This window comes from Microbacterium soli (assembly GCF_039539005.1).
GTDB lineage: Bacteria > Actinomycetota > Actinomycetes > Actinomycetales > Microbacteriaceae > Microbacterium > Microbacterium soli.
On record NZ_BAABCP010000001.1, the window covers coordinates 1,312,327 to 1,334,220 of the forward strand.

Genomic DNA, 21,894 nt, shown 5'->3' on the forward strand with positions numbered 1-21,894 from the left:
TCGTCACGATCCTGACCGATCGTTTGGGCGCGTCTTATGCGCGTGACTAGATTTGAGGGCACGAACCGCGCCGACAACGTGCGCGGAAACCCGATTCATCAGGGGGCAGGTTATGTCAATGAAGATCTCGAGGGGCCGACTCGGCCTTGCCATCGGCGCCATCGGCGTCACGGCCCTCGTCCTCTCCGGGTGTGCCACGAGCACCGGGGAGCAGGGCGGCAGCGACGGCGATGCGGAGAGCGGCGGTGACATCATCGTCGGGACCACCGACAAGATCGTCTCCCTCGACCCGGCCGGTTCGTATGACAACGGCTCGTTCGCCGTGATGAACCAGATCTATCCGTTCCTGCTCAACAGCCAGTACGGCACCGCCGACGTCACCCCCGACATCGCGGAGTCGGCGGAGTTCACCACTCCGACCGAGTACACCGTCACCCTGAAGCCGGGGCTGACCTTCGCCAACGGCAACGACCTCACCTCCAGCGACGTGAAGTTCTCCTTCGACCGGATGGTGAAGATCGCCGACCCCAACGGTCCCTCCTCGCTGCTGGGCAACCTCGAGTCCGTGGACGCGCCCGACGACACCACCGTGGTGTTCCACCTCAAGAACGGCAACGACCAGGTCTGGCCGCAGATCCTCTCCAGCCCCGCCGGTCCCATCATCGACGAGGACGTCTTCTCGCCCGACTCGGTGACCGCGGACGACGTGATCGTCGACGGCAAGGCGTTCGCCGGCCAGTACGTGATCGACGCGTACAGCGTCAACGAGCTGGTCTCCTACAAGCCGAACCCCGACTACCAGGGCAGCCTCGGCGCCGCGCAGAACTCCGGCGTGCAGACCAAGTACTACGCCGACGCGTCGAACCTGAAGCTCGCGATCGGCAACGGCGACATCGACGTGGCGTTCCGCAGTCTGTCGGCGACCGACATCGAGGATCTCTCCGGAAACGACGACGTGCAGGTCGTCGACGGCCCCGGCGGGGAGATCCGCTACACCGTGTTCAACTTCGACACCATGCCGTTCGGTGCGACGACCGCGGAGGCCGACCCGGCCAAGGCGCTCGCCGTCCGGCAGGCGATGGCCGACCTGATCGACCGCGCCGCCGTCGCGAAGGACGTCTACAAGGACACCTTCAGCCCGCTGTACTCCTTCGTCGCGGACGGCATGACCGGTGCCACCACGCCGCTGAAGGACCTCTACGGCGACGGCAACGGCGGGCCCGACGTCGACAAGGCCGCCCAGCGCCTCGCGGATGCCGGTGTGCAGACCCCTGTGACCATCAACCTGCAGTACAACGGCGACCACTACGGACCGTCCTCCGGCGACGAGTACGCCGCGTACAAGACGCAGCTGGAGAAGGGCGGCCTGTTCACGGTAAACCTGCAGCAGACCGAGTGGGTGCAGTACTCCAAGGACCGCAGCGCCGACGTGTACCCCGTGTACCAGCTGGGCTGGTTCCCGGACTACTCCGACGCCGACAACTACCTGTCGCCGTTCTTCGTGAAGGACAACTTCCTCGCGAACCACTACGACAACCCGGCCGTCGCCGACGCCATCGTCCAGGAGCAGACCGAGGTCGACCCCGACAAGCGCACCCAGCTGATCGAGCAGATCCAGGACATGGTCGCCAAGGACCTCTCCACGCTGCCGATCCTGCAGGGCAAGCAGGTGTCGGTCGTCGGCAAGGACGTGAAGGGCACCACTCTGGATGCCTCCTTCAAGTTCCGCTACGCGCCGCTGAACAAGTGACGCGGTCCCCGGGGGCGCTGCCGTTCGCGCAGCGCCCCCGGGGCATGCCCGCCCGACGAACGCAAGAAGAGGTGTCCGAATGACCGTCGACGCCGGCGCAGCCCTCGCCCCCGTCCAGCCGCGCAGCCGATCCAAGGGCGGCGGGCTGTGGCGCTACGTCCTGATCAGACTGCTGCTGATCATCCCCACCGTCTTCATCCTCGTGACGACCGTGTTCTTCCTCATGCGGATCACCGGAGACCCCATCACGGCCGCGCTCGGCGGGCGGCTCCCCGCCGACCAGCTGCAGGAGCGCATCCACGCCGCCGGTTACGACCGCCCGCTGTGGGTGCAGTACCTCGAATACCTCGCCGGCGTCGCCCGCGGCGACTTCGGCTCCACCATCACCGACCGCCGTCCCGTCCTGGAGATCCTGCTGCAGTACGGCTCGGCCACCCTTGAACTGGCGGTCTACGCGCTCATCGTGGCGCTGCTGGTCAGCATCCCGCTCGGCCTCATCGCCGCCTACCGCCGCGACCGCTGGCACGACGCCGTGCTGCGCGTCATGGCGATCCTCGCCTACGCGACCCCCATCTTCTTCGCCGGCCTCCTGCTCAAGCTCATCTTCTCGGTGTGGCTGGGCTGGCTCCCCGTCTCCGGCCGGGGCAGCACCCGCACCGAGCTGCTGATGGCCGGCATCGACACCCCGACGGGCATCTACCTGCTCGACGCCATCCGGCTCGGCAACCTTCCCGCCGCCGGTGACGTGCTCGTGCACGCCATCCTCCCCGCCATCGCCCTCGGCCTGCTCACCGCGGGTGTGTTCCTGCGGCTCATCCGCACCAACGTCATCGGCACCCTGGGTCAGCAGTTCGTCACCTCGGGCCGCTCCCGCGGCGTGAGCGAGTACCGGCTGCTCACCAAGCACGCCTACCGACCCGCGCTCATCCCCATCATCACCGTGATGGGCATGCAGATCGCCCTGCTGCTGGCGGGCGCGGTGCTCACCGAGACGACCTTCGAGTGGAAGGGCATCGGCTTCATGCTCACCGAGTACCTGAAGGCGCGCGACTTCGTCGCCGTGCAGGGCATCGTCGTGATGATCGCCGTGGTGGTCGCCGTGACGAACTTCATCGTCGACATCATCGCGGCGTTCATCGACCCGAGGGTGAGGTACTGACATGGCCGGGATCCCCGACACCCATGACGAGACGCCCACCCCGAAGACGGCGGCGCTCGCCGCCGTCCCACCGCGCAGGAGGAGCTGGGTCGAGAAGACGCCCGTGCTCCGGGAGCTGCGCCAGAGCGTCGGCCTGCAGCGCGGCATGCTCGTGACCGGTCTGGTCATCACGGCGGTGTTCATCCTCGTCGCCGCGTTCGCCCCTCTGCTCGCACCGTACTCCTGGGCGCAGCAGCAGACCGCCGACGGGGTCCCGTTCGGCACCCAGCAGGCGCCCAACGCCCTCAACGTGCTGGGCACGACCGTGTCCGGGTTCGACGTGCTCTCCCGGGTGGTGTGGGGAGCGCAGACGGCGCTGCTGGTCATCCTCGCCGCCATCGTCTGCTCGATCTTCATCGGCATCGCGCTGGGTCTGGTCTCCGGGTACTTCGGCGGGTGGCTCGATCGCATCCTCGTCGTCATCGCCGATGCGATCTACGCGTTCCCGTCGCTGCTGCTGGCGATCGTCATGTCGATCGTCATCAGCCGGGGCCAGTCCAAGCTCGCCGGCGGCATCATGGCCACGGCGATCGCCATCACCGTGGTGTTCGTGCCGCAGTACTTCCGCGTCGTGCGCTCGGAGGTCGTGCGCGTGCGGGCCGAGCCGTTCGTCGACTCCGCGAAGGTGATCGGCGTGCCGACCACCCGCATCCTGCTCCGGCACGTGCTGCGCAACTCCACCCGGTCGCTGCCGGTGATCCTCACCCTCAACGCCTCCGAGGCGCTGCTGACCCTCGCCGGTCTCGGGTTCCTCGGCTTCGGCATCGAGGCGACCGCCGCCGCCGAATGGGGGTACGACCTCAACCGCGCCATGCAGGACGTCACGAGCGGCATCTGGTGGACCAGCGTGTTCCCCGGGCTGGCCATCGTGCTGGTCGTGCTGGGGGTGACGCTGGTCGGCGAGAGCCTCAACGATCTTGCCGACCCGCGCCTGCGCCTGCGGCGCCGCGCCGGTGGACGGAAGCGGAAGCGGACCGGGGCCGCGAGCGAAGGAGCGCAGTCATGACCGCCGCACAGCAGAGCCCGGTCGCCGAGATCCGCGACCTCCGGGTGGTCTTCGCCACGGACGACCAGCCGGTCGAGGCCGTCAAAGGCATCTCGCTGACCGCCCACGCCGGTGAGGTCCTCGCGATCGTCGGCGAGTCGGGATCCGGCAAGACCGTGACGGCCAACACGCTGCTGGGGCTGCTGCCGGAGACGGCCACCACCTCCGGCGCGGTGATCGTGCGCGGCCGGAACGGCGACGAGACCGACGTCGTGCACGCGAGCCACAGCCGGATGCGCCACATGCGCGGGCGGGATGCCGCGATGGTGTTCCAGGAGCCGTCCACGGCACTGAACCCGGTGTACACCGTCGGATGGCAGATCGCGGAGGGACTGCGCGCGCACGCGAAGATCTCGAAGAGGGATGCCAGGGCGCGGGCCATCGACATCATGCGCCGTGTCGGCATCCCCGACCCCGAACGGCGCGTCGACGACTACCCGCATCAGTTCTCCGGCGGGCAGAAGCAGCGCATCGTCATCGCCATGGCGCTCGTGCTGGATGCCGGGCTGATCATCGCCGATGAGCCGACCACGGCGCTCGATGTGACGGTGCAGGCGGAGATCCTCGACCTGCTGCGCACGTGCCGGGACGAGTTCGGCGCGACCATCGTGCTCATCACGCACAACATGGGGGTGGTGGCCGATCTCGCCGACCGGGTGGTCGTCATGTTCGAGGGCGACATCGTCGAGGAGGCGCCGGTCGCGGAGCTGTTCGCCAACCCCCGTGAGGAGTACACCCGCAAGCTCCTGGCGGCGGTGCCGCACGTCGGACAGGGCAAGTCGGCATCCGCCCCCGTCGCTGTCTCGGAGCAGACGGATGCCCCGCACGTCGCGCCGCCCGTCCCCGAGGGGAGCCTCATCGTCGCCACCGGGGCCGAGATCGGCTACCCGGGGCGATTCGGCCGCAGCGCGGTCGTCGCCGTGAAGGGCGTCGACTTCCATGTCGGCCCGGGCGAGGTGGTGGGCCTGGTCGGCGAGTCCGGTTCGGGGAAGACGACGATCGGCCGCGCGGTCGTGGGCCTGACCACCGTTCTCGGTGGCTCGCTGACCGTGCTCGGACAGGAGATGCGGGGGGTGCGCAACCGGACGCTCACGCCGCTGCGCCCGCAGATCGGGTTCGTCTTCCAGGACCCGGCGACGAGCTTCAACCCGCTGCTGACCATCGCGGAGTGCATCGCCGAGCCGCTGATCGTGCACGGCCGGGCGTCCTCCCTGCAGACGGCGCGGCCGCGCGTGAACGAGCTGCTGGACGCGGTGCGGCTGCCCGCGAGCTTCGGCGACCGCTACCCGCACGAGCTCTCCGGCGGTCAGCGGCAGCGCGCCTCCCTGGCGCGAGCCCTCGCCCTGGACCCGAAGCTGCTCATCGCCGACGAGCCGACCAGCGCGCTGGACGTGTCCGTGCAGGCGACGGTGCTCGAGCTGTTCGTGCAGCTGCAGGCCGAGCTCGGCTTCGCGTCGCTGTTCATCAGCCACGACCTGGCCGTGATCGACGCGGTCTCGGATCGGATCATCGTGCTGCAGCAGGGGCGGATCATGGAGCAGGGCACGACCGCGCAGGTGCTCGGCGACCCGCGCGACCCGTACACCCGGGAGCTGCTCGCGGCCCTGCCCGTGCCCGACCCGGTGGCGCAGGCCGAGCGCCGCGCGCAGTGGGAGGCCGTGCGGCGGCACTGAACCGAGGATCGCGCCGGTTCGGTTCCGGCAGGGCGCCGCGGCTCAGCGCAGGAGCATCATGCCGAGGGCCCCGAGCACGTGGGGCACGACGGTGAACCCGATCACGAGCAGGACCACGACGATCGTCATCCACGGCAGGGTGCGTCTCAGCCGCCGACCCTGGACGGCGACTCCCGGCGGCGGTGTGAGCATCCCGGCGGGCGGCGCGAACGGCAGCGCGCCGCCCGCGGACGGCTCCGCTCCGACGGCGGACGGTCCCGGCTGCGCGGAGACGGGCGCGGGAGACGTCGCGACCGCCTGGGCCTCGCGCAGCCGGTCGTCGCGCCAGCGCGCCCACTGGTCGAACTTCGTCATCAGCGCCCCGACGGCGCCGAACAGCCAGGCCCAGGTCGCGGCATCCGTGGTGGAGGCCTGTCGCTGCATGTACAGGAACATCCAGTCGTCGACGATCTCCACGTCGAGCTGGGCGGCGTGGTCGATGAAGCGCGCCATGACGTCCGGGGTGAACAGGTACAGGGCGTCGGCCTCGTAACCCTGCGGGCAGTACAGCGAGAAGTACCGGTCGAAGTCCCCTTCGAGCGAGAGCCGCTGGTCGCGGGAGAACGACGCGGGCAGGTTGGTGCCCAGCGTGTTGTTGCCCAGCGCGTCGAGCACGATGTTCGGCAGCGGCACATCCAGCTTGACGGCGACATAGCCCCAGGTGTGGGTGGTGCGGTTCTTCCCCGACCCGGTCGTGTACTGGTGGTTGCCGAACTCCACGAAGCGCGGCGAGTGCCCCCGCACCAGGGAGGTCGCCACGCGGGAGGATCCGCGCTGGAAGATCATGCCCGGCAGGGGCGGGTCGTCCACCCTGTGCTCGTACGTCATGCCGTTGGCGGCCGCGAACTGCGCGATGCGGAACGCCGTCACGCGGCGGATGCGGGCGGCGCGGAAGGCGAGCGGGATGCCGACTGCGGCGATCACGACGGTCAGCAGCACCGGGACCGCGACGGCGAAGCGCGCCGGTCCCGTGTCGCCGGCCAGCGCGATGCTGAACAGGGAGAGCCCCAGCATGGGCAGAAGGATCATGACGCCGACCACGCCGATGATGATCCACACGACCACCGCGCCGACCGGAGAGGGGCGCTTCGCGCGGATCCCCCGCCAGAACTCCGCGACCGACCGGGCGTCGACCGGGTCCGTCAGCGCGCGGGTGTCGAACGGGTACGTCTGCGCCGTCATCGGTTCACCTCGTCGGCCCGCCAGCTCAGGTCGGCGCCCCCCGGCAGGGGGAGCGCCTCGATGACCGGGTCCTCGCAGAGGGCGCGGATCAGCTCGGCGGTGCCGGCGACCACGGTCGAATCGAAGTCGATCTCGCTGACCATGACCCAACTGCGGTCGGCCGGCCAGATCAGGTTCGGATGCTGTGCGGACGGCGGGAAGCCGCACTGCTCGGCCACCACATCGCGCCAGGGCGCGTCGAGGATCCAGTTCGGGTCGGCGAAGGTGCGCGGCGGGGCGGAGAAGAGGACATGGCCGCGGCCCGGCAGCCGGAGGCGGGGGCCGGTGGAGATCTCGTCGGAGAGGATGCCGGGCTGCCAGACCTCCTTGCGGAAGCCGTTGTTGAACGGATCGTGGATGCTGCGCCGCAGCATCTCCTCGTGCCGCGCGTCGGCCTCTGCCCGGCCGGACTCGTTCGCCTCATCGCCCCAGCCGAAGAACACGCGGGACCGCGTCTCTCCGAAGAAGCCGAGTAGACCGCCGTACCCCTCCCAGATCGCGGCGAATCCGGTGTCCGGCGTGCTCGTGTGCCTGACGAGGTGCCCGGCGACCGATGCCAGAAGCTCGGGCGGCATCTCGCCCTCCGGCGGTGCGCTGAACTCGCGGCCGTCCGGGGCGATCCTCGTGCGCCAGTCCCCACCGGCGGGAGTGCGCACGATGCGCTGCCACTGGGCGAGCGGATGCAGCTGTGTGCCGAACACGCCGGCGGTGACCGTCCAGGTGACCGTGTCGTCGACGTACAGCGGCAGGAGCGCGGCGCGCTCCGCATCCGGCATCCGCTCGTACTCCTCCTGCGTGGGGACGGGACGATCCGGCAGCGAACGGACGGATGCCGGGTGGAAGACGCGCGCGTAGGCGGGGAATCCGCGCGGGACCACGCCGTGCATCGTGGCGCACCCCTCGTCCAGCCGTTCGCGCAGCCATCTCCCCGCGGTCTCCGGGTCGCCGATCCACTCCATGTGTCAACGCTACCTGCGCACGCATGGCACGCGCCGACGCCGGGGCGGCGGGCACGGCCTGCGATCCGGTAGACTGTTGTGGTTGTCCGCCCGGCGGCACTCTGCCGAAGGAGCGGACGACGTGCACAACACCCTCCTGCTTCCGGGAAAGCCCCGGGAGCCGTTCTAGTCCGAAGGAGGTGGGTAAGTGACGCACCAGTACGAGCTCATGGTCATTCTGACCCCCGAGCTGGACGAGCGCCAGGTCGCCCCCAACCTCGACAAGTTCCTGAAGGTCATCACGAATGATGGTGGCTCGATCGACAAGGTCGACATCTGGGGCAAGCGCCGTTTCGCCTACGAGATCAACAAGAAGAGCGAGGGCATCTACGCCGTCGTCAACTTCACCGCGACGAGCGTGGCCACCCAGGAGCTCGACCGTCAGCTGAAGCTGAGCGAGCTCGTCTTCCGCACCAAGGTCCTCCGCGCCGAAGAGGCACAGGCCATGGTCGCCGCCGAGGCCAGGCGCGCCGCCGACAAGGCCGCGCGCAAGTCCAAGGTCGCGAAGGCGTAAGCACCATGGCCGGCGAAACCGTCATCACCGTGGTGGGGAACCTCACGGCGGACCCCGAGCTGCGCTACACGCAGAACGGCCTGCCGGTGGCGAACTTCACGATCGCCTCGACCCCGCGCACCTTCGACCGTCAGTCGAACGAGTGGAAGGACGGCGAGGCGCTCTTCCTGCGCGCTTCCGTCTGGCGCGATTTCGCCGAGCACGTGGCGGGATCGCTCACCAAGGGCATGCGCGTCGTCGCCCAGGGTCGTCTGCGTCAGCGCTCCTACCAGGACCGCGACGGCAACAACCGCACGACGATCGAGCTGGAGGTCGATGAGATCGGCCCGTCGCTGCGATACGCGACGGCGCAGGTCACGCGGGCCGCGTCCGGCGGCGGACAGTCGCGTCCGCAACAGCAGGTCTCCTCGGAGCCCTGGTCGACCCCCGGGTCCTCGAGCGCCGACGCCTGGAGCACTCCGGGCAGCTTCGGCGACGACACCCCGTTCTGAACTCCGGGTTCCGCTCCCGACCTCGGGCCGCGGCATCCGATCACATCTCTTCTTAAGGAAAACTCATGGCTGGAAAGTCAAGCGGCGACCGCCGCAAGCCGCGGAAGGGTGGCAAGCCCACCGCTCCTGCGAAGTCCATCCGCGTGGGCGTCATCGACTACAAGGACGTCGCGACGCTGCGCAAGTTCGTCTCCGAGCGCGGGAAGATCCGCGCCCGCCGTATCACCGGTGTCTCCGTGCAGGAGCAGCGTCTGATCGCCAAGGCGATCAAGAACGCTCGCGAGATGGCTCTCCTGCCCTACGCCGGCGCCGGCCGCTGAGGGGTGCTGACATGGCAAAGCTGATTCTCACGAACGAGGTCGCCGGGCTCGGAAGCGCCGGTGACGTCATCGAGGTCAAGGACGGGTACGCCCGCAACTACCTCATCCCCCAGGGCTACGCGACGGCGTGGACCCGTGGTGGCGCCAAGCAGGTCGAGTCGATCCAGGCCGCCCGCCGGGCGCGTCAGATCCACGACCTCGACGAGGCCAACGACCTCAAGGACAGGCTTCAGGCGACCAAGGTCCGCCTGACCGTCAAGGCCGGTTCCGGCGGACGGCTGTTCGGCTCGGTGAAGACCGGTGATGTGGCGGATGCCGTCGCCGCGGCCGGACTGGGCAGCATCGACAAGCGCAAGGTCAACTTCACGGCTCCGATCAAGTCGGTCGGCGAGCACGAGGCGACCGTGCGTCTGCACGAGGACGTCACCGCTGTGATCACCCTGCAGGTCGTCGCCGCGAAGTAACCCCACGGCGCTGCGAGAAGATCCCGGATCCAGTGCGGATCCGGGATCTTCTGCGTTTCACGGCGTACGGTCCTGACGGGAGCCGCGCGATCGGCGTGGCAGGAGGCGACTGTGGCCGTTGAGCGTGGGAGCGCGCCCACGCGCGTCTTGACATTGTGGAACGGGTGGGCGTACTGTGACGACGAAATAAAGAGGAAGCGCTTCGATGATGTGTCATGAAAGCGCACCCATCACATCCCGTACTCACGACATCCGCACAAGGAAGCGATCTCCATGAACGCATCACGGGGAGGATCGCCGCATCCCGCGCCGGCGCTGCGCGGGCAAGCAGTTCGTGGCGGGAATCATGCAAGGCGCAGTGAAAGGCTGACATGACACTCGAATCCTCCCCCCTCATCAAGGGCAGCCCCGACTACCGGGACACCGGCCTGGTCTTCCCCGCCGATTTCCTGCTCGGCGCGGCCACCGCCTCGTACCAGATCGAGGGCGCGGCGACCGCGGACGGACGAGGCCCGTCCATCTGGGACACCTTCAGCGCCACGCCGGGCAAGGTCGTCGACGGCGACACCGGAGAGGTCGCCGACGATCATTACAACAGACTCGAGGCCGACCTGGACCTCATGGCGGAACTGGGCCTGGAGGCCTACCGCTTCTCGATCGCCTGGCCGCGCATCCAGCCCACGGGCACGGGTCCGGTCAACCAGCCGGGACTGGACTTCTACAGCCGTCTCGTCGATGGGCTGATCGCGCGCGGCATCCGCCCCATCGCGACGCTCTACCATTGGGATCTGCCGCAGGCGCTCGAGGATGCCGGCGGATGGACCAACCGTGACACCGCCCATCACTTCGCGACCTACGTGCGTCACGTGGCGGAGGCACTGGGCGACCGGGTGGCGGTCTGGACGACACTCAACGAGCCATGGTGCAGCGCCTTCCTCGGCTACGGCTCCGGTGCGCACGCGCCCGGCCGCACCGACGGCGTCGCCGCGCTGCGCGCACTGCACCACCTGAACCTCGCCCACGGCCTGGCGGTGAAGGTCCTCCGCGAGGTCGCGCCGCGAGCGCAGGTCTCGGTGACGTTGAACTTCCACGTCATCCGCAACGAGGACGGCGCGTTCGGCCAGGCCGGGAACGACGAGGCCGTGCGGCGCATCGACGCGCTGGCCAACCGCTCGTTCACGCAGCCGATGCTCGTCGGAGGCTACCCGAGCGACCTGCTGGAGGACACCGCATCCGTCACGGACTGGGCTTTCGTGCTGCCGGGGGACACCGAGATCATCCACCAGCCGCTGGACTTCCTCGGCGTGAACTACTACGCCACCACCCGCGTGCGCATGTGGGACGGTGTCGCGCCTCGGCAGCGCGCGGACGGGCACAAGGACGTCGGCGGGTCGGCCTGGCCCGGCAGTGACGACGTCGAGTTCCTCCCTCAGGAGGGGCCCTACACCGCCATGGGGTGGAACATCGCTCCCGACGGACTCGAGCACCTGCTGCTGACGCTGAGTCGCGAGCACCCGACGCTGCCGCTCATGGTCACCGAGAACGGCGCCGCGTTCGAGGACGAGGTGGTCGACGATCGGGTGAAGGACGACGAGCGCCTGGACTACCTGCGCCGTCACTTCACGGCCGCGCACCGGGCGCTGGAGCAGGGCGTCGACCTGCGCGGATACCTGGTGTGGTCTCTGCTGGACAACTTCGAGTGGGGGTACGGATACAGCAAGCGTTTCGGCATCGTGCACGTGGACTATCGGACGCAGAAGCGCACCGTGAAGGACAGTGGACGCTGGTACTCCCGTCTCATCAAGGGGCATGTCATTCCCGAGTGAGGATGCGTGAACTCCGGCGCCGCCGTGGCGTACGGTGAAGGGACCGCCCCGGCTGCGCGAGGAGTCACCGGACGATGCGGGCGGGCAGCAGGAGAGACGACATGACGATCGACACGTCCGGCAGGAACGTCCCGTGGAGCCCGACTCTGGAGGAGGTCGCGGCTCTCGCGGGTGTCTCCAGCTCGACAGCGTCACGCGTGATCAACGGCTCGCCGCGGGTCACGGAGGAGACCATCGCCCGTGTGAACGCCGCCATCGCCAAGGTCGGGTACGTCCCCAACCGCGCAGCGCGCAACCTCGCCAGCCGGCGCACGCAGAACGTGGCCATGGTGATCCCGGAGCAGACGGCGGAGTTCTTCGCCGACCCGTACTTCGCCGAGGTCATCCAGGGCGCGGCCATGCATGCGTCCTCCTCCGACTACTTCCTGTCGCTGCTGATCGAGTCGGAGCACGAGCCGCACAGGACGCGCCAGTTCCTCCGACGCGGCAACGTCGACGGCGCACTGGTGCTGTCGCATCACAGTGCGTCGTCCTCGTACCGCGATCTCGCGCGCACGCTGCCCGTGGTGTTCGGCGTGCGCCCGCCGGGGGAGTACGGCGACGCGGTGCACGTCGTGGACGTGGACAACGTCGCTGCCGGTGCGCTCGGCACGCAGCATCTGATCGATCGCGGGCGTCGGCGCATCGCCACCATCACCGGCCCGCTGAGCACCTCGGCAGGACGCGACCGGATGCAGGGCTGGAGCGATGCGATCGCCGCGGCCGGGCTCGCGACGGGCGCGCAGGAGGAGGGCGACTACACGCCGTCAGGCGGTGCGGCCGCCGCCCGGCGACTGCTGGATGCGGACGGATCGTTCGACGCCGTCTTCATCGCGTCCGCGCAGATGGCATCCGGCGCCCTGACCGTGTTCAACGAGCGGGGACTCCGCGTCCCCGTCGATGTGGCGGTGTCGACCGTGGACAACAACGTCTTCTCGACCAGCAGCACGCCCCGTCTGACGACCGTCGACGTGCACACCTCCGAGAAGGGGGCGACGATGATGGCGACGATCATCCGTCTCATCTCGGGGGAGCAGGTGCCCGCCGAGACTCGCGTGCCCATCGATCTCATCGTGCGCGAGTCGACGGTGCTCTGAGGTACCGCATCAGACCCTGTGTTTTGGATCCAGAGCGCAGGATTCTGCGAACTTTCCGATAGCCTCGAAGTCATGAGCCAGATCACTGATGCCGCCGCCCCTCAGGAGAGCGCCGTCGCCCTGCAGAAGATCGCCCAGCGCCACGGCGCCGGCTATCGATCGGTGGGCGCGATGGCGTACGACATCATCCGCGAAGGCATCCTCGACGGAACCCTCCCACCCGGCATGAAACTGCGGCAGGAGACGCTGGCCGAGCTGATCGGGATCTCCCGCGTGCCCATCCGATCCGCGCTCACCCAGCTGGAGGCCGACGGGCTCGTCGAGGTGCACGCTCGCAGAGGAGCGATGGTGCGCGTGCTCTCCCTCGACGAGGCACAGGAGGTCTACGACCTGCGCATCCTGCTCGAGACGCAGGCGCTGCGCCTGTCGATGGCGGAGATGACGCCGGAGCGCATCGAACAGCTCCGCGGTCTCGCCGAGACGGCCGACGCCATCTCGGAGGGCGGCGAATTCGTCACCGCCCGCGCCGACTTCTACCGGCACCTCTACGACGCCGAGCGGCGGCCGCTGACCTGGGAGCTCATCGAGCAGCTGCGGCTGAAGCTCGGCCGCTACGTCCTCGGCTGGCGCCTGGTCGGCCACGACGACCACCACGAATCGCACAGCCACCTCATCGACGCCGTCGAGAGCGGAGACGTCGAGCGTGCGACCCGGATGCTCGTGTCCCACCTCACCCGGGTGCGCGACGGCGTGTTCGCCCTGCTGCGCGAGGCGACCGGCGAGACCCCGGCGCGCGGCGACTGACTCGAGGCGCCGCCGCGGCGCGCACCGGGGAGACGGTGGGGCTCAGGTGACCTCGCCGCGCCGCTCGAAGTGGGCCTCGCGCCACACGCCGGTGGTCAGGATGTCCTCCAGCCGCACCACCGCATCCCACACGTCGGTGAACGACGTGTACAGCGGGGTGAACCCGAAGCGAATCAGGTCGGGAGCGCGGAAGTCGCCGATCACACCGCGCTCGATGAGCGCCTGCATGATCGGGTATCCGCCGTCCACCCGCAGCGACACCTGGCTGCCGCGACGGTGATGCTCGCGCGGGGTCACGACCTCCGCGCCGAAGCGGTCCGCGAGCCTGGTGTCGACGAGGTCGATGAACAGGTCCGTCAAGGCGAGGCTCTTCTTGCGGATGCGCGCCATGTCGACCTCCGCCCACATCCGCAGCGACGCCTCCAGCCCCGCGGCCGACAGCAGCTGCGGCGTCCCGATGCGGAACCGGGTGATACCGGGAGCCGGCGCGTAGTCGACCGTGAAGTCGAACGGCTTCGCATGCCCGTGCCAGCCGGTCAGCGGCGGACGGACGGCGGCCTGATGCCTCTCGGCCACCCAGATGAAGGACGGGGATCCGGGCCCGCCGTTGAGGTACTTGTAGGTGCAGCCGACGGCGAGATCCGCTCCCGCCGCGTTCAGGTCGACAGGCACCGCGCCCACGCTGTGGCACAGGTCCCAGACGACCACCGCGCCGGCCTCGTGCACCTGTCGTGTCACCTCGGCCATGTCGTGCATCCGTCCCGTGCGGTAGTCCACGTGCGTGAGCACGACCACCGCGACGTCCTCGTCGAGCACGTCGGCGAGGGTCGGGCCGTCGTCGGCGATGAGTCTCCGCTCCAGCGCCGTGCCGCCGCCCATGAGCTCCTGCACGCTCTCGAGCATGTAGAGGTCGGTGGGGAAGTTGCCGCGCTCGGCCACGATCACGCGGCGCTTCGGGCGCAGGCGCGCGGCGGCGGCGGCCGCCTGGAACAGGCTGGTCGAGGTCGACTCGGCGATGACCGTCTCGCCGGGCGCGGCGCCGATGATCGGTGCGAGGCGGTCGCCGAGATCGGTGGGCTTGGCGAACCAGCCGGCGTCGTTCCAGCTGCGGATGAGACCGACGCCCCACTCCTCGCGCATCACGTGCTGCACGAACGCGGGGGTGTCGCGGGGGAGTGCGCCGAGGGAGTTGCCGTCGAGGTAGACGACCCCCTCCGGCAGGTCGAAGCGGGAGCGGAAGGATGCCAGTGGGTCGGCGGCGTCGAGCGCCGCACAGGCCCGTCGGTCGATCCCCGCCGGTGCGTGCGTCATGAGCGTGAGCTCCTTTCGAGGGTGGGGGTGTCGGCGTCGAGCCCGAGGAAGCGCAGTGCGTTGCCGCGCCGGATCGCGTGCCGGTGTGCGTCGTCGAGGAACGTCGAGCGGTCGACGACCGCGCCGACGGGGTGCTCGCCGAGCGGGTACGGGTAGTCGCTGCCGACCATCACCTGGGACGCCCCGAGGGTGTCCACGAGCAGGCGCAGCGCATCCGGGTCGAACACGACCGTGTCGACGCTGAACCGGTCGACGTAGTGCGACGGGGGCTGCTCGCTGACGCCGATGAGGTCGCGACGGCGCTGCCACGCGTTCTCGAACCTGCCCAGCCAGAAGGCGAACGAGCCGCCGCCGTGCGCGAACGCGAGCCGCAGCGAGTCCGGCACGCGGTCGAACACCCCGCCGAGGATGAGGGCGATGATCGACAGGTGCGTCTCGGCGGGCATGCCGGTCAGCCAGCGCGCCATCCAGCGGTTCAGGCGCGGACCCTCCGGCATGTCCCACGGATGGACGAACACGGGGATGCCGCTGCTCGCGCAGTGCTGGAGGAAGGTCACCAGACCCGCGTCGTCGAGGTCGCGGTCGCCGACGTGGTTGCCGATCTCGACGCCGAAGTGCCCGGAGGCCAGGGCGCGGTCGGCCTCCGCGCAGGCGGCGTCCGGATCCTGCAGCGGCACCTGCGCGAACGGGAGCAGCCGGCCCGCACCGGGCTCGCAGATCTCCAGCGCGAGGTCGTTGAAGATGCGGGCGACCTTCGCCGCCTGCGAGCCGGAGCTGTCGTAGGCGAAGAACACCGGGGTGGGGGAGACCACCTGCAGGTCCACACCGTCGGCATCCATGTCGGCGAGGCGCTCCGACGCGTCCCAGCAGTTCGAGCCGATGCGCCGGAACTCGCGATCGCCGAGCATGATCATCGCCTCGCGCTCGGACTCCACGCGCAGCGACGGCCACACACCGGGCCCGACCTCGGTGGCGAGGTCGGGCCAGGCGCGCGGCACGAAGTGCGTGTGGACGTCGATCGTGCCCAAGACGGTCATCCCTTGCCGGGGTGGACGGTGCCGCACTCCGGGCAGGTGCGGCCGTCTTCGCTCTCGTAGAACTCCGTGAACACCGGTGGGAGGTCCTCGACGATGTCCCGCACCTGCAGCTCGACCTCGTGCACCTTGGTGTTGCAGTTCGGGCAGAACCAGGCGAACTTCTCCAGCGTGCCCTCCTCGCGGATGCGCTCGATCACGATGCCGATCGAGCCCTCCTCGGGCCGCTGCGGGGAGTGGAAGACGTTGCCGGGCAGCAGCCACATCTCGCCCTCGCGGATGTCGATCCGCTGCAGACCCTCGGGGGTCTGGATGTTGACGTGCATGTTGCCCTTGTACTGGTAGAACCACTCCTCGTACGGGTCGAAGTGGAAGTCGGTGCGCTGGTTCGGCCCGCCGACGACCTGCACGATGAAGTCGCTCATCGGCGTGAACGCCTGCTTGTTGTTCACCGGCGGCTTGAGGAGATGCTCGTTCTCCTTGATCCACTTCGGGAAGTCGATGACGGGTGGGATGCTGCTCATGATTCCTCCTTGAACTCGGTTGTCTGGTCAGTGGTCGGGCTGGATGCGGGCGATGGCCTGGATCTCGATCCGCAGATGCGGGTGGGGCAGCTGGTGCACCGCCACGGTGGTGCGGGCCGGGCCGGTCTCGTCGAAGTACTCGGCCCACACCGCGTTGTACTCGGCGAAGTCGTTCATGTCGACGAGGAACGCGGTCATCTGCACGAGGTCCTCGAAGCGCGCTCCGGCCTCGAGGAGGAGCTCGCGGATGTTCTCCAGCACCGCACGGGTCTGCACGGTGATGTCGAGCCGGGTGGCGCCGAACTCGTCGGCCTCCGCCCCGGCGATGCTGTTGTCGGGGCGGCGACTGGACGTGCCGGAGACGAAGACCAGGTCGCCCGCCACTTTCACGTGCGGGAAGCGCCCCCGCGGGGTCGCCTTGCCCGGCACCGTGATGCCCTCGGATGCCGTCATCGGCCCGCTCCTTCCGCTGTGCGCACCGACACGCGGCCCAGGCCCGCGACGGTGGCCTCGATGACGCCGCGCGCGGGAACGGGCACGGCCTCGGTGGCGGCTCCCGCCAGCAGGATGCCGCCGGCGTTCGATCCGAAGCCGTGCGCACCGGCCAGCCGCTCCGCAGCGCCGCGCGCACGGGCCGGATCGCCGCAGATCGCGGCCGTGGAGCCGGTCTGCACGATCCTGCCGTCGATCTCCAGCCGCACGGCCCGATTGCCCAGCGGGCCCGCCTCGGCCCGGGAACGCCATTCGCCGACGACGAAGGCGCACGCCGACGTGTTGTCGGCCACGACGTCGCCGAGGTCGAAGCGGAAGTCCGCGTAGCGGGAGTCGATGATCTCCAGCGCCGGCGCGACGGCCGTGATGCGACCGTCGCGGTCCATCCGGTAGGCGACCTCCGGCTCGATGCGGGGGTGGATGCCGGCTGCGGGGTCGAACACCCCGCCGTCGGGGATCCGCATCCGGTCGGTCAGGGTGCCGAGGATGAGTTCGTGCACTCCCATCTGCACCGCCTTGGCGCGGCTGGTGAACCCGAGCTTGAGGCCCACGATGCGCTCGCCGCGCGCCGTGCGGCGAGCCAGCAGTGCGTGCTGCACGCGGTACGCGTCGTGGATGTCGAGCGCGCCCGACTGCGAGAGCTGCGCGGTCGGCGCGGCCCGCAGCTGCGCGTCGTCGAGGACGGCCGCGCAGGCGGCGATCGCCTCGAGCGATGCGGTCATGCCGCACCTCCGGCGTCCCGCGCCGCGGCCAGGTCGAGTGCGACGTCGATGATGAGGTCCTCCTGGCCGCCGACCATGCGACGCCGTCCGACCTCCACGAGGATGTCCCTGGCGTCGAGCCCGTAGCGCTGTGCGGCGCGCTCGGCGTGCAGGAGGAAGCTGGAGTACACGCCCGCGTAGCCGAGGGTGAGGGTCTCGCGGTCCACGCGCACCGGCCGGGTCTGCAGCGGGCGGATCAGCTCCTCCGCGGCGTCCTGCAGGGCGAACAGGTCGCAGGCGTGCTCCCAGCCCAGCAGGCTCGCGACGGCGATGAACGGCTCGATCGGGCAGTTCCCCGCGCCGGCTCCCTGCCCGGCGAGCGAGGCGTCGACGCGGTGCGCGCCGTGCTCGACGGCGGTGACGGAGTTGGCCACCGACAGCGAGAGGTTCTCGTGGGCGTGGATGCCGATCTGCGTCTCGGGCGCCAGCACCGCGCGGTAGGCGTCGATCCGCTCCGCGACGTCGTGCATGGTGAGCCTGCCGCCGGAGTCGGTGACGTACACGCAGTGCGCGCCGTAGGACTCCATGAGCTTCGCCTGCTGCGCGAGCGATTCGGGGTCGTTCATGTGGCTCATCATGAGGAAGCCGGACACGTCCATGCCGTGCTCGCGCGCCCAGGCGATGTGCTGCGCGGCGACGTCGGCCTCGGTGCAGTGGGTGGCCACGCGCACGCTCTGCACACCCAGGTCGCGGGCGCGCTCGAGGTCTTCGATCGTGCCGATGCCGGGGAGGATGAGGGTGGTGAGCCTGGCGTTCTTCACGACGTCGGCGGCTGCGGCGATCCACTGCAGGTCGGTGGCCGCACCGTGTCCGTAGGTCACGCTGGAGCCGCCCAGGCCGTCGCCGTGGGCGACCTCGATGGCGTCCACGCCGGCGGCGTCGAGCGCGGCGGCGATCGTGCGGACGTCGTCGATCGAGTAGCGGTGGCTGACGGCGTGCATGCCGTCGCGCAGGGTCACGTCCTGCACGTACACACGGGTCATGCGCTCTCCTCCGTCCTGTCCGACGCGCGGCCGGCGACGAGATGCTCGGCGGTGCGCAGCGCGGCGCTCGTCATGATGTCGAGATTGCCGGCGTACTCCGGCAGGTAGTGCCCGGCGCCGGCGACCTCCAGCAGCACGGTCACCCTGGTGCCGCGGAACGGTCCGCCCAGTGCCGGCACGTGGTCGTGCTCGACGGCGTCGAACTGCACCTGCTGCTTGAGGCGGTAGCCGCCGACGTACTCGCCGACCGCGGCGACCGTGTCCTGGATGGACCGCTGCACGGCATCCCGATCCGCGTCGCCCTCGACCAGGCACAGCACGGTGTCGCGCATCATGAGCGGCGGCTCGGCGGGGTTCAGCACGATGATGGCCTTGCCGTGGCGGGCGCCGCCGACCTGCTCGATCGCGCGGGAGGTGGTCTCGGTGAACTCGTCGATGTTGGCGCGCGTGCCGGGGCCGGCCGACTTCGAGGCGATGGAGGCGACGATCTCGGCGTACGCGACCGGGGCGACGGCGGAGACGGCGGCGACGATAGGGACCGTCGCCTGACCGCCGCACGTGACCATGTTCACATTCTCGGCGTCGCGATGCGCGTCGATGTTGACGACCGGCACGACGTAGGGGCCGATGGCGGCCGGGGTCAGGTCGACCATGAGGCGGCCGGCGCCGCGGACGAGCTCGTCGTTGCGGGCGTGCGCGCCGGCGGACGTGGCGTCGAACACCAGCCGCACCTCGTCCCACTCCGGCATCCGCAGCAGCCCGTCCACCCCCTCGTGGGTGGTCGCGACGCCGAGGCGGCGCGCACGCGCCAGGCCGTCGGACGCCTCGTCGATGCCCGCCATCGCCGCGACGTGCAGCGTGGAGGACAGCCTCTTGACCTTGATGAGCAGATCGGTCCCGATGTTCCCCGAGCCGATGATGGCGACGCCGACGGTCATGCCGTGGCTCCTTCCTTCGAGACGGATGCCCGGAAGTCGGCGTGCACATCGCCGAGACCGTCCAGGCGGGCCCGGTGCACCCCGGGCCGAGCGATGACCATGGGCCCCAGTGCGCCGGACAGGATGACCTCGCCGGCCCGCAGCGGGGCGCCGCGCCGGGCGACCTCACGGGCGAGCCACGCGACGGCGATGACCGGACTGCCCAGGCACGCGGCGCCCGAGCCGGTGGACACCGGGTCCCCGCCGTGCTCCAGCGTCGCGCCGACCTCGCCGAGATCCAGCCCGACCAGGCTGCGCGGCGTGGTGCCGAGGACGACGGCGCCGCTGGACGCGTTGTCCGCGATGGTGTCGGCCAGTCGGATGTCCCAGTCGGCGATGCGCGAATCGACGATCTCGATCGCCGGCAGCACGAACTCCGTCGCACGCAGCACGTCCGCGACGTGGGCGACGGGGGAGTCCAGGTCCCGCCCGAGCACGAAGGCGACCTCCGCCTCGACCTTGGGCTGCAGGAAGCGGCCGATGTCGATGGGCTCGCGGTCGGCGAAGATCATGTCGTCGAACAGCACGCCGAAGTCGGGGGAGTCCACGCCGAGCTGCCGCTGCACGGCGAGGGAGGTCAGGCCGATCTTGCGGCCCACCAGCCGATGCCCGGCCGCGAGCCGGCGGGCGGTGCGCAGCGACTGCACGGCGTAGGCCGCGTCCTGATCGGTCTCGCCGATCAGATCGCGCACCGGGGCGCAGGGCACGCCGGTGTCGGCGGCCTGCTGCAGCCGGGCGTCGGCGGCCCGGATGGCCTCCGTCGCTTCTGCGTCGATGGTGTTCACAGCTGCACGCACACGTTCGTCGGCTCGGTGTAGAAGGCCATCGAGTGCATCCCGCCCTCCCGGCCGATGCCGGACAGTCCGGTTCCGCCGAAGGGGCTGCGCAGGTCGCGCAGGTACCAGGTGTTCACCCAGGACATCCCCACGCGCATGCGCTGCGCGACACGGTGGCCGCGGCTGAGGTCGCTGGTCCAGGTCACCGCGGCCAGCCCGTACTCGGTGTCGTTGGCGAGGGCCACGGCCTCGTCCTCGCTGTCGAAGGGGATCAGCGCGGCGGCGGGGCCGAACACCTCCTCGCGCACGGTCCGGCTGGTGTTGTCCAGTCCCGTCCACAGGGTGGGCTGGATCCACGATCCGTCGTCGAGGCCGTCGCCGAGCGTGGGGATGCCGCCGCCGGCGAGCAGCTCGGCGCCCTCCTCGATCGCGAGCTCGTAGTAGGAGAGGACCTTGTCCCGATGGGTCCGGGAGATCAGCGGCCCGGTGGTGGTCGCGGGGTTCTCGGGGCGGCCCAGGCGCAGCCGGTTCGCCTGCTCGGCGAGCCCGTCGGCCACGTCGGCGAACACCGAGCGCTCCACGTAGATGCGCTCGGTGCACAGGCACACCTGCCCCGTGTTGAGGTAGGTGGAGCGCGCGAGTCCGGCGATCGCGGCGTCGAGGTCGGCGTCGGCGAACACCACGGCGGCGTTCTTGCCGCCCAGCTCGAAGGAGACCGGTCGCACCCGCGGGGCGACGGCCCTCATGATCGCCGATCCCGTGGACGACTCTCCGGTGAAGGTCACCCCGTCGATGCCGGGATGGGTCGTGAGCATCTCACCGGCGGAGTCCGGACCGAACCCGTGCACGACGTTGACGACGCCGGCGGGCACACCGGCCTCGAGCAGGATCTCCGCCAGCAGCGTCGCCGACGACGGGGTGTCCTCGGAGGGCTTGATGACGACGGTGTTGCCGGAGATGAGCGCGGGGGCCAGCTTCCAGGTCAGCAGCAGCAGCGGCAGGTTCCAGGGGACGATCACGGCGACCACGCCCAGCGGCTTGCGCACGGCGTAGTTCAGCGCCTTCCGACCGTCCGGCAGCTCGGTCAGGTACGAGTCCAGGCCGGCGGCCGAACCGGTGTCGGCGAAGGATCGGAAGTTGGCGGAGGCCCGGGCGACGTCCAGATCCCGGGCCAGGGCCACGGGTTTGCCGGTGTCGCCGACCTCGGCGGCGACCAGCTCCGCGGAGCGGCGGTCGATCATGTCGGCGGCCCGGCGCATCAGCCGGGCGCGGTCGGCCGTCGACATCCGCCCCCACGGCCCGTCGAGGGCGGTGCGGGCGGCGGCGACGGCACGATCGACGTGCTCGCGGCCCGCCTCGTGCACGTCGGCGATGACCGTGCCGTCGACCGGGTTGATCTTGGGGAAGGTCCGCACGCCGTCCACGTGCTCGCCGTCGATCACGTTGCGGATCGCGCGGCGCTCGCCGTCCGGCGCGGCGGGCGCCGACAGCGGTGAGATCGTCTGGGAGGCCATGGGCTCAGGCTAGGAAGAGAAGAGGGATGCCGACAAATACCTC

At 70.0% G+C, this 21,894-nt stretch carries 22 protein-coding genes; 11 read left to right on the forward strand and 11 right to left on the reverse strand.

The genetic code is table 11. The features are described from left to right. The first annotated feature begins 118 nt into the window (after positions 1–118). From ABD770_RS06115 to ABD770_RS06130, 4 genes are all read left to right on the forward strand, one after another. Positions 119–1,750 (forward strand): ABC transporter substrate-binding protein, encoded by a 1,632-nt coding sequence (locus ABD770_RS06115; protein WP_425562737.1) that lies wholly within the window; start codon positions 119–121, stop codon positions 1,748–1,750. Between the two features lie 79 nt (positions 1,751–1,829). Next, positions 1,830–2,909: an ABC transporter permease gene (locus ABD770_RS06120; protein ID WP_344818632.1), complete on the forward strand. Its 1,080-nt coding sequence runs from the start codon at positions 1,830–1,832 to the stop codon at positions 2,907–2,909. Between the two features lies 1 nt (position 2,910). After that, entirely contained in the window at positions 2,911–3,954 is a 1,044-nt protein-coding gene (locus ABD770_RS06125) for an ABC transporter permease (RefSeq protein ID WP_344818633.1), read from the forward strand. Then, positions 3,951–5,666, forward strand: coding sequence for a dipeptide ABC transporter ATP-binding protein (locus ABD770_RS06130; RefSeq protein WP_344818634.1), 1,716 nt, complete (start codon positions 3,951–3,953; stop codon positions 5,664–5,666). The genes ABD770_RS06125 and ABD770_RS06130 overlap by 4 nt, the downstream gene beginning before the upstream one ends. Before the next feature lie 42 nt (positions 5,667–5,708). Here the strand turns inward: ABD770_RS06130 and ABD770_RS06135 are convergent, their stop codons facing one another. Continuing rightward, on the reverse strand, positions 5,709–6,887 hold the full coding sequence (locus ABD770_RS06135) for a hypothetical protein (RefSeq protein ID WP_344818635.1): 1,179 nt from the start codon (positions 6,885–6,887) through the stop codon (positions 5,709–5,711). Then, a complete protein-coding gene (locus ABD770_RS06140; protein WP_344818636.1) occupies positions 6,884–7,885 on the reverse strand; it encodes a hypothetical protein in 1,002 nt (333 codons plus the stop codon). The genes ABD770_RS06135 and ABD770_RS06140 overlap by 4 nt, the downstream gene beginning before the upstream one ends. A 187-nt stretch (positions 7,886–8,072) precedes the next feature. Between ABD770_RS06140 and rpsF the strand changes: the two genes are divergently transcribed. The 7 genes from rpsF (at position 8,073) to ABD770_RS06175 (ending at position 13,479) form a co-directional block, all read left to right on the forward strand. Beyond that, positions 8,073–8,438 (forward strand): 30S ribosomal protein S6, encoded by a 366-nt coding sequence (rpsF, locus tag ABD770_RS06145; protein WP_344818637.1) that lies wholly within the window; start codon positions 8,073–8,075, stop codon positions 8,436–8,438. A 5-nt stretch (positions 8,439–8,443) separates the two neighbouring features. Then, positions 8,444–8,929 (forward strand): single-stranded DNA-binding protein, encoded by a 486-nt coding sequence (locus ABD770_RS06150; protein WP_344818638.1) that lies wholly within the window; start codon positions 8,444–8,446, stop codon positions 8,927–8,929. 65 nt (positions 8,930–8,994) lie between these two features. After that, complete coding sequence (gene rpsR / locus ABD770_RS06155) at positions 8,995–9,249, forward strand: 30S ribosomal protein S18 (protein WP_307369931.1); 255 nt, start codon at positions 8,995–8,997, stop codon at positions 9,247–9,249. 11 nt (positions 9,250–9,260) lie between these two features. Further along, on the forward strand, positions 9,261–9,713 hold the full coding sequence (gene rplI / locus ABD770_RS06160) for a 50S ribosomal protein L9 (RefSeq protein ID WP_344818639.1): 453 nt from the start codon (positions 9,261–9,263) through the stop codon (positions 9,711–9,713). A 371-nt stretch (positions 9,714–10,084) separates the two neighbouring features. Further along, positions 10,085–11,539 (forward strand): GH1 family beta-glucosidase, encoded by a 1,455-nt coding sequence (locus ABD770_RS06165; protein ID WP_344818640.1) that lies wholly within the window; start codon positions 10,085–10,087, stop codon positions 11,537–11,539. Between the two features lie 101 nt (positions 11,540–11,640). Then, positions 11,641–12,675 carry a LacI family DNA-binding transcriptional regulator gene (locus tag ABD770_RS06170; protein WP_344818641.1) on the forward strand — a complete coding sequence of 345 codons (1,035 nt, stop codon included), beginning with the start codon at positions 11,641–11,643 and terminating at the stop codon, positions 12,673–12,675. Positions 12,676–12,747: 72 nt separating this feature from the next. Then, positions 12,748–13,479, forward strand: a complete 732-nt coding sequence (locus ABD770_RS06175) for a GntR family transcriptional regulator (RefSeq protein WP_344818642.1) — start codon at positions 12,748–12,750, stop codon at positions 13,477–13,479. Positions 13,480–13,521: 42 nt separating this feature from the next. Here the strand turns inward: ABD770_RS06175 and kynU are convergent, their stop codons facing one another. From kynU to ABD770_RS06220, 9 genes are read right to left on the reverse strand one after another with little or no spacing between them, the layout of a single operon-like run. After that, complete coding sequence (gene kynU, locus ABD770_RS06180) at positions 13,522–14,790, reverse strand: kynureninase (protein WP_344818643.1); 1,269 nt, start codon at positions 14,788–14,790, stop codon at positions 13,522–13,524. Beyond that, complete coding sequence (locus ABD770_RS06185; protein WP_344818644.1) at positions 14,787–15,818, reverse strand: amidohydrolase family protein; 1,032 nt, start codon at positions 15,816–15,818, stop codon at positions 14,787–14,789. Before ABD770_RS06185 ends, kynU begins: the two co-directional genes overlap by 4 nt. A 5-nt stretch (positions 15,819–15,823) precedes the next feature. After that, complete coding sequence (locus ABD770_RS06190) at positions 15,824–16,348, reverse strand: 3-hydroxyanthranilate 3,4-dioxygenase (protein WP_344818645.1); 525 nt, start codon at positions 16,346–16,348, stop codon at positions 15,824–15,826. Between the two features lie 27 nt (positions 16,349–16,375). Then, positions 16,376–16,801, reverse strand: a complete 426-nt coding sequence (locus tag ABD770_RS06195) for a RidA family protein (protein WP_344818646.1) — start codon at positions 16,799–16,801, stop codon at positions 16,376–16,378. Continuing rightward, entirely contained in the window at positions 16,798–17,562 is a 765-nt protein-coding gene (locus ABD770_RS06200) for a 2-keto-4-pentenoate hydratase (protein ID WP_344818647.1), read from the reverse strand. The genes ABD770_RS06195 and ABD770_RS06200 overlap by 4 nt, the downstream gene beginning before the upstream one ends. Then, a complete protein-coding gene (gene dmpG / locus ABD770_RS06205; protein WP_344818648.1) occupies positions 17,559–18,584 on the reverse strand; it encodes a 4-hydroxy-2-oxovalerate aldolase in 1,026 nt (341 codons plus the stop codon). The genes ABD770_RS06200 and dmpG overlap by 4 nt, the downstream gene beginning before the upstream one ends. Then, on the reverse strand, positions 18,581–19,522 hold the full coding sequence (locus ABD770_RS06210; RefSeq protein WP_344818649.1) for an acetaldehyde dehydrogenase (acetylating): 942 nt from the start codon (positions 19,520–19,522) through the stop codon (positions 18,581–18,583). Before ABD770_RS06210 ends, dmpG begins: the two co-directional genes overlap by 4 nt. Beyond that, positions 19,519–20,346 (reverse strand): 2-keto-4-pentenoate hydratase, encoded by an 828-nt coding sequence (locus ABD770_RS06215; protein ID WP_344818650.1) that lies wholly within the window; start codon positions 20,344–20,346, stop codon positions 19,519–19,521. Before ABD770_RS06215 ends, ABD770_RS06210 begins: the two co-directional genes overlap by 4 nt. Next, entirely contained in the window at positions 20,343–21,851 is a 1,509-nt protein-coding gene (locus tag ABD770_RS06220) for a 2-hydroxymuconic semialdehyde dehydrogenase (RefSeq protein ID WP_344818651.1), read from the reverse strand. Before ABD770_RS06220 ends, ABD770_RS06215 begins: the two co-directional genes overlap by 4 nt. Positions 21,852–21,894: the final 43 nt, after the last annotated feature.

What these genes read in the sequence shown, in the direction of transcription:
- ABD770_RS06115 (WP_425562737.1), top strand. Translation starts at nt 119, where the DNA reads ATGAAGATCTCGAGGGGCCGACTCGGCCTTGCCATCGGCGCCATCGGC.
- ABD770_RS06120 (WP_344818632.1), top strand. Translation starts at nt 1,830, where the DNA reads ATGACCGTCGACGCCGGCGCAGCCCTCGCCCCCGTCCAGCCGCGCAGC.
- ABD770_RS06125 (WP_344818633.1), top strand. Translation starts at nt 2,911, where the DNA reads ATGGCCGGGATCCCCGACACCCATGACGAGACGCCCACCCCGAAGACG.
- ABD770_RS06130 (WP_344818634.1), top strand. Translation starts at nt 3,951, where the DNA reads ATGACCGCCGCACAGCAGAGCCCGGTCGCCGAGATCCGCGACCTCCGG.
- ABD770_RS06135 (WP_344818635.1), bottom strand. Translation starts at nt 6,887, where the DNA reads ATGACGGCGCAGACGTACCCGTTCGACACCCGCGCGCTGACGGACCCG.
- ABD770_RS06140 (WP_344818636.1), bottom strand. Translation starts at nt 7,885, where the DNA reads ATGGAGTGGATCGGCGACCCGGAGACCGCGGGGAGATGGCTGCGCGAA.
- ABD770_RS06150 (WP_344818638.1), top strand. Translation starts at nt 8,444, where the DNA reads ATGGCCGGCGAAACCGTCATCACCGTGGTGGGGAACCTCACGGCGGAC.
- rpsR (WP_307369931.1), top strand. Translation starts at nt 8,995, where the DNA reads ATGGCTGGAAAGTCAAGCGGCGACCGCCGCAAGCCGCGGAAGGGTGGC.
- rplI (WP_344818639.1), top strand. Translation starts at nt 9,261, where the DNA reads ATGGCAAAGCTGATTCTCACGAACGAGGTCGCCGGGCTCGGAAGCGCC.
- ABD770_RS06165 (WP_344818640.1), top strand. Translation starts at nt 10,085, where the DNA reads ATGACACTCGAATCCTCCCCCCTCATCAAGGGCAGCCCCGACTACCGG.
- ABD770_RS06170 (WP_344818641.1), top strand. Translation starts at nt 11,641, where the DNA reads ATGACGATCGACACGTCCGGCAGGAACGTCCCGTGGAGCCCGACTCTG.
- ABD770_RS06175 (WP_344818642.1), top strand. Translation starts at nt 12,748, where the DNA reads ATGAGCCAGATCACTGATGCCGCCGCCCCTCAGGAGAGCGCCGTCGCC.
- kynU (WP_344818643.1), bottom strand. Translation starts at nt 14,790, where the DNA reads ATGACGCACGCACCGGCGGGGATCGACCGACGGGCCTGTGCGGCGCTC.
- ABD770_RS06190 (WP_344818645.1), bottom strand. Translation starts at nt 16,348, where the DNA reads ATGAGCAGCATCCCACCCGTCATCGACTTCCCGAAGTGGATCAAGGAG.
- ABD770_RS06195 (WP_344818646.1), bottom strand. Translation starts at nt 16,801, where the DNA reads ATGACGGCATCCGAGGGCATCACGGTGCCGGGCAAGGCGACCCCGCGG.
- ABD770_RS06200 (WP_344818647.1), bottom strand. Translation starts at nt 17,562, where the DNA reads ATGACCGCATCGCTCGAGGCGATCGCCGCCTGCGCGGCCGTCCTCGAC.
- dmpG (WP_344818648.1), bottom strand. Translation starts at nt 18,584, where the DNA reads ATGACCCGTGTGTACGTGCAGGACGTGACCCTGCGCGACGGCATGCAC.
- ABD770_RS06210 (WP_344818649.1), bottom strand. Translation starts at nt 19,522, where the DNA reads ATGACCGTCGGCGTCGCCATCATCGGCTCGGGGAACATCGGGACCGAT.
- ABD770_RS06220 (WP_344818651.1), bottom strand. Translation starts at nt 21,851, where the DNA reads ATGGCCTCCCAGACGATCTCACCGCTGTCGGCGCCCGCCGCGCCGGAC.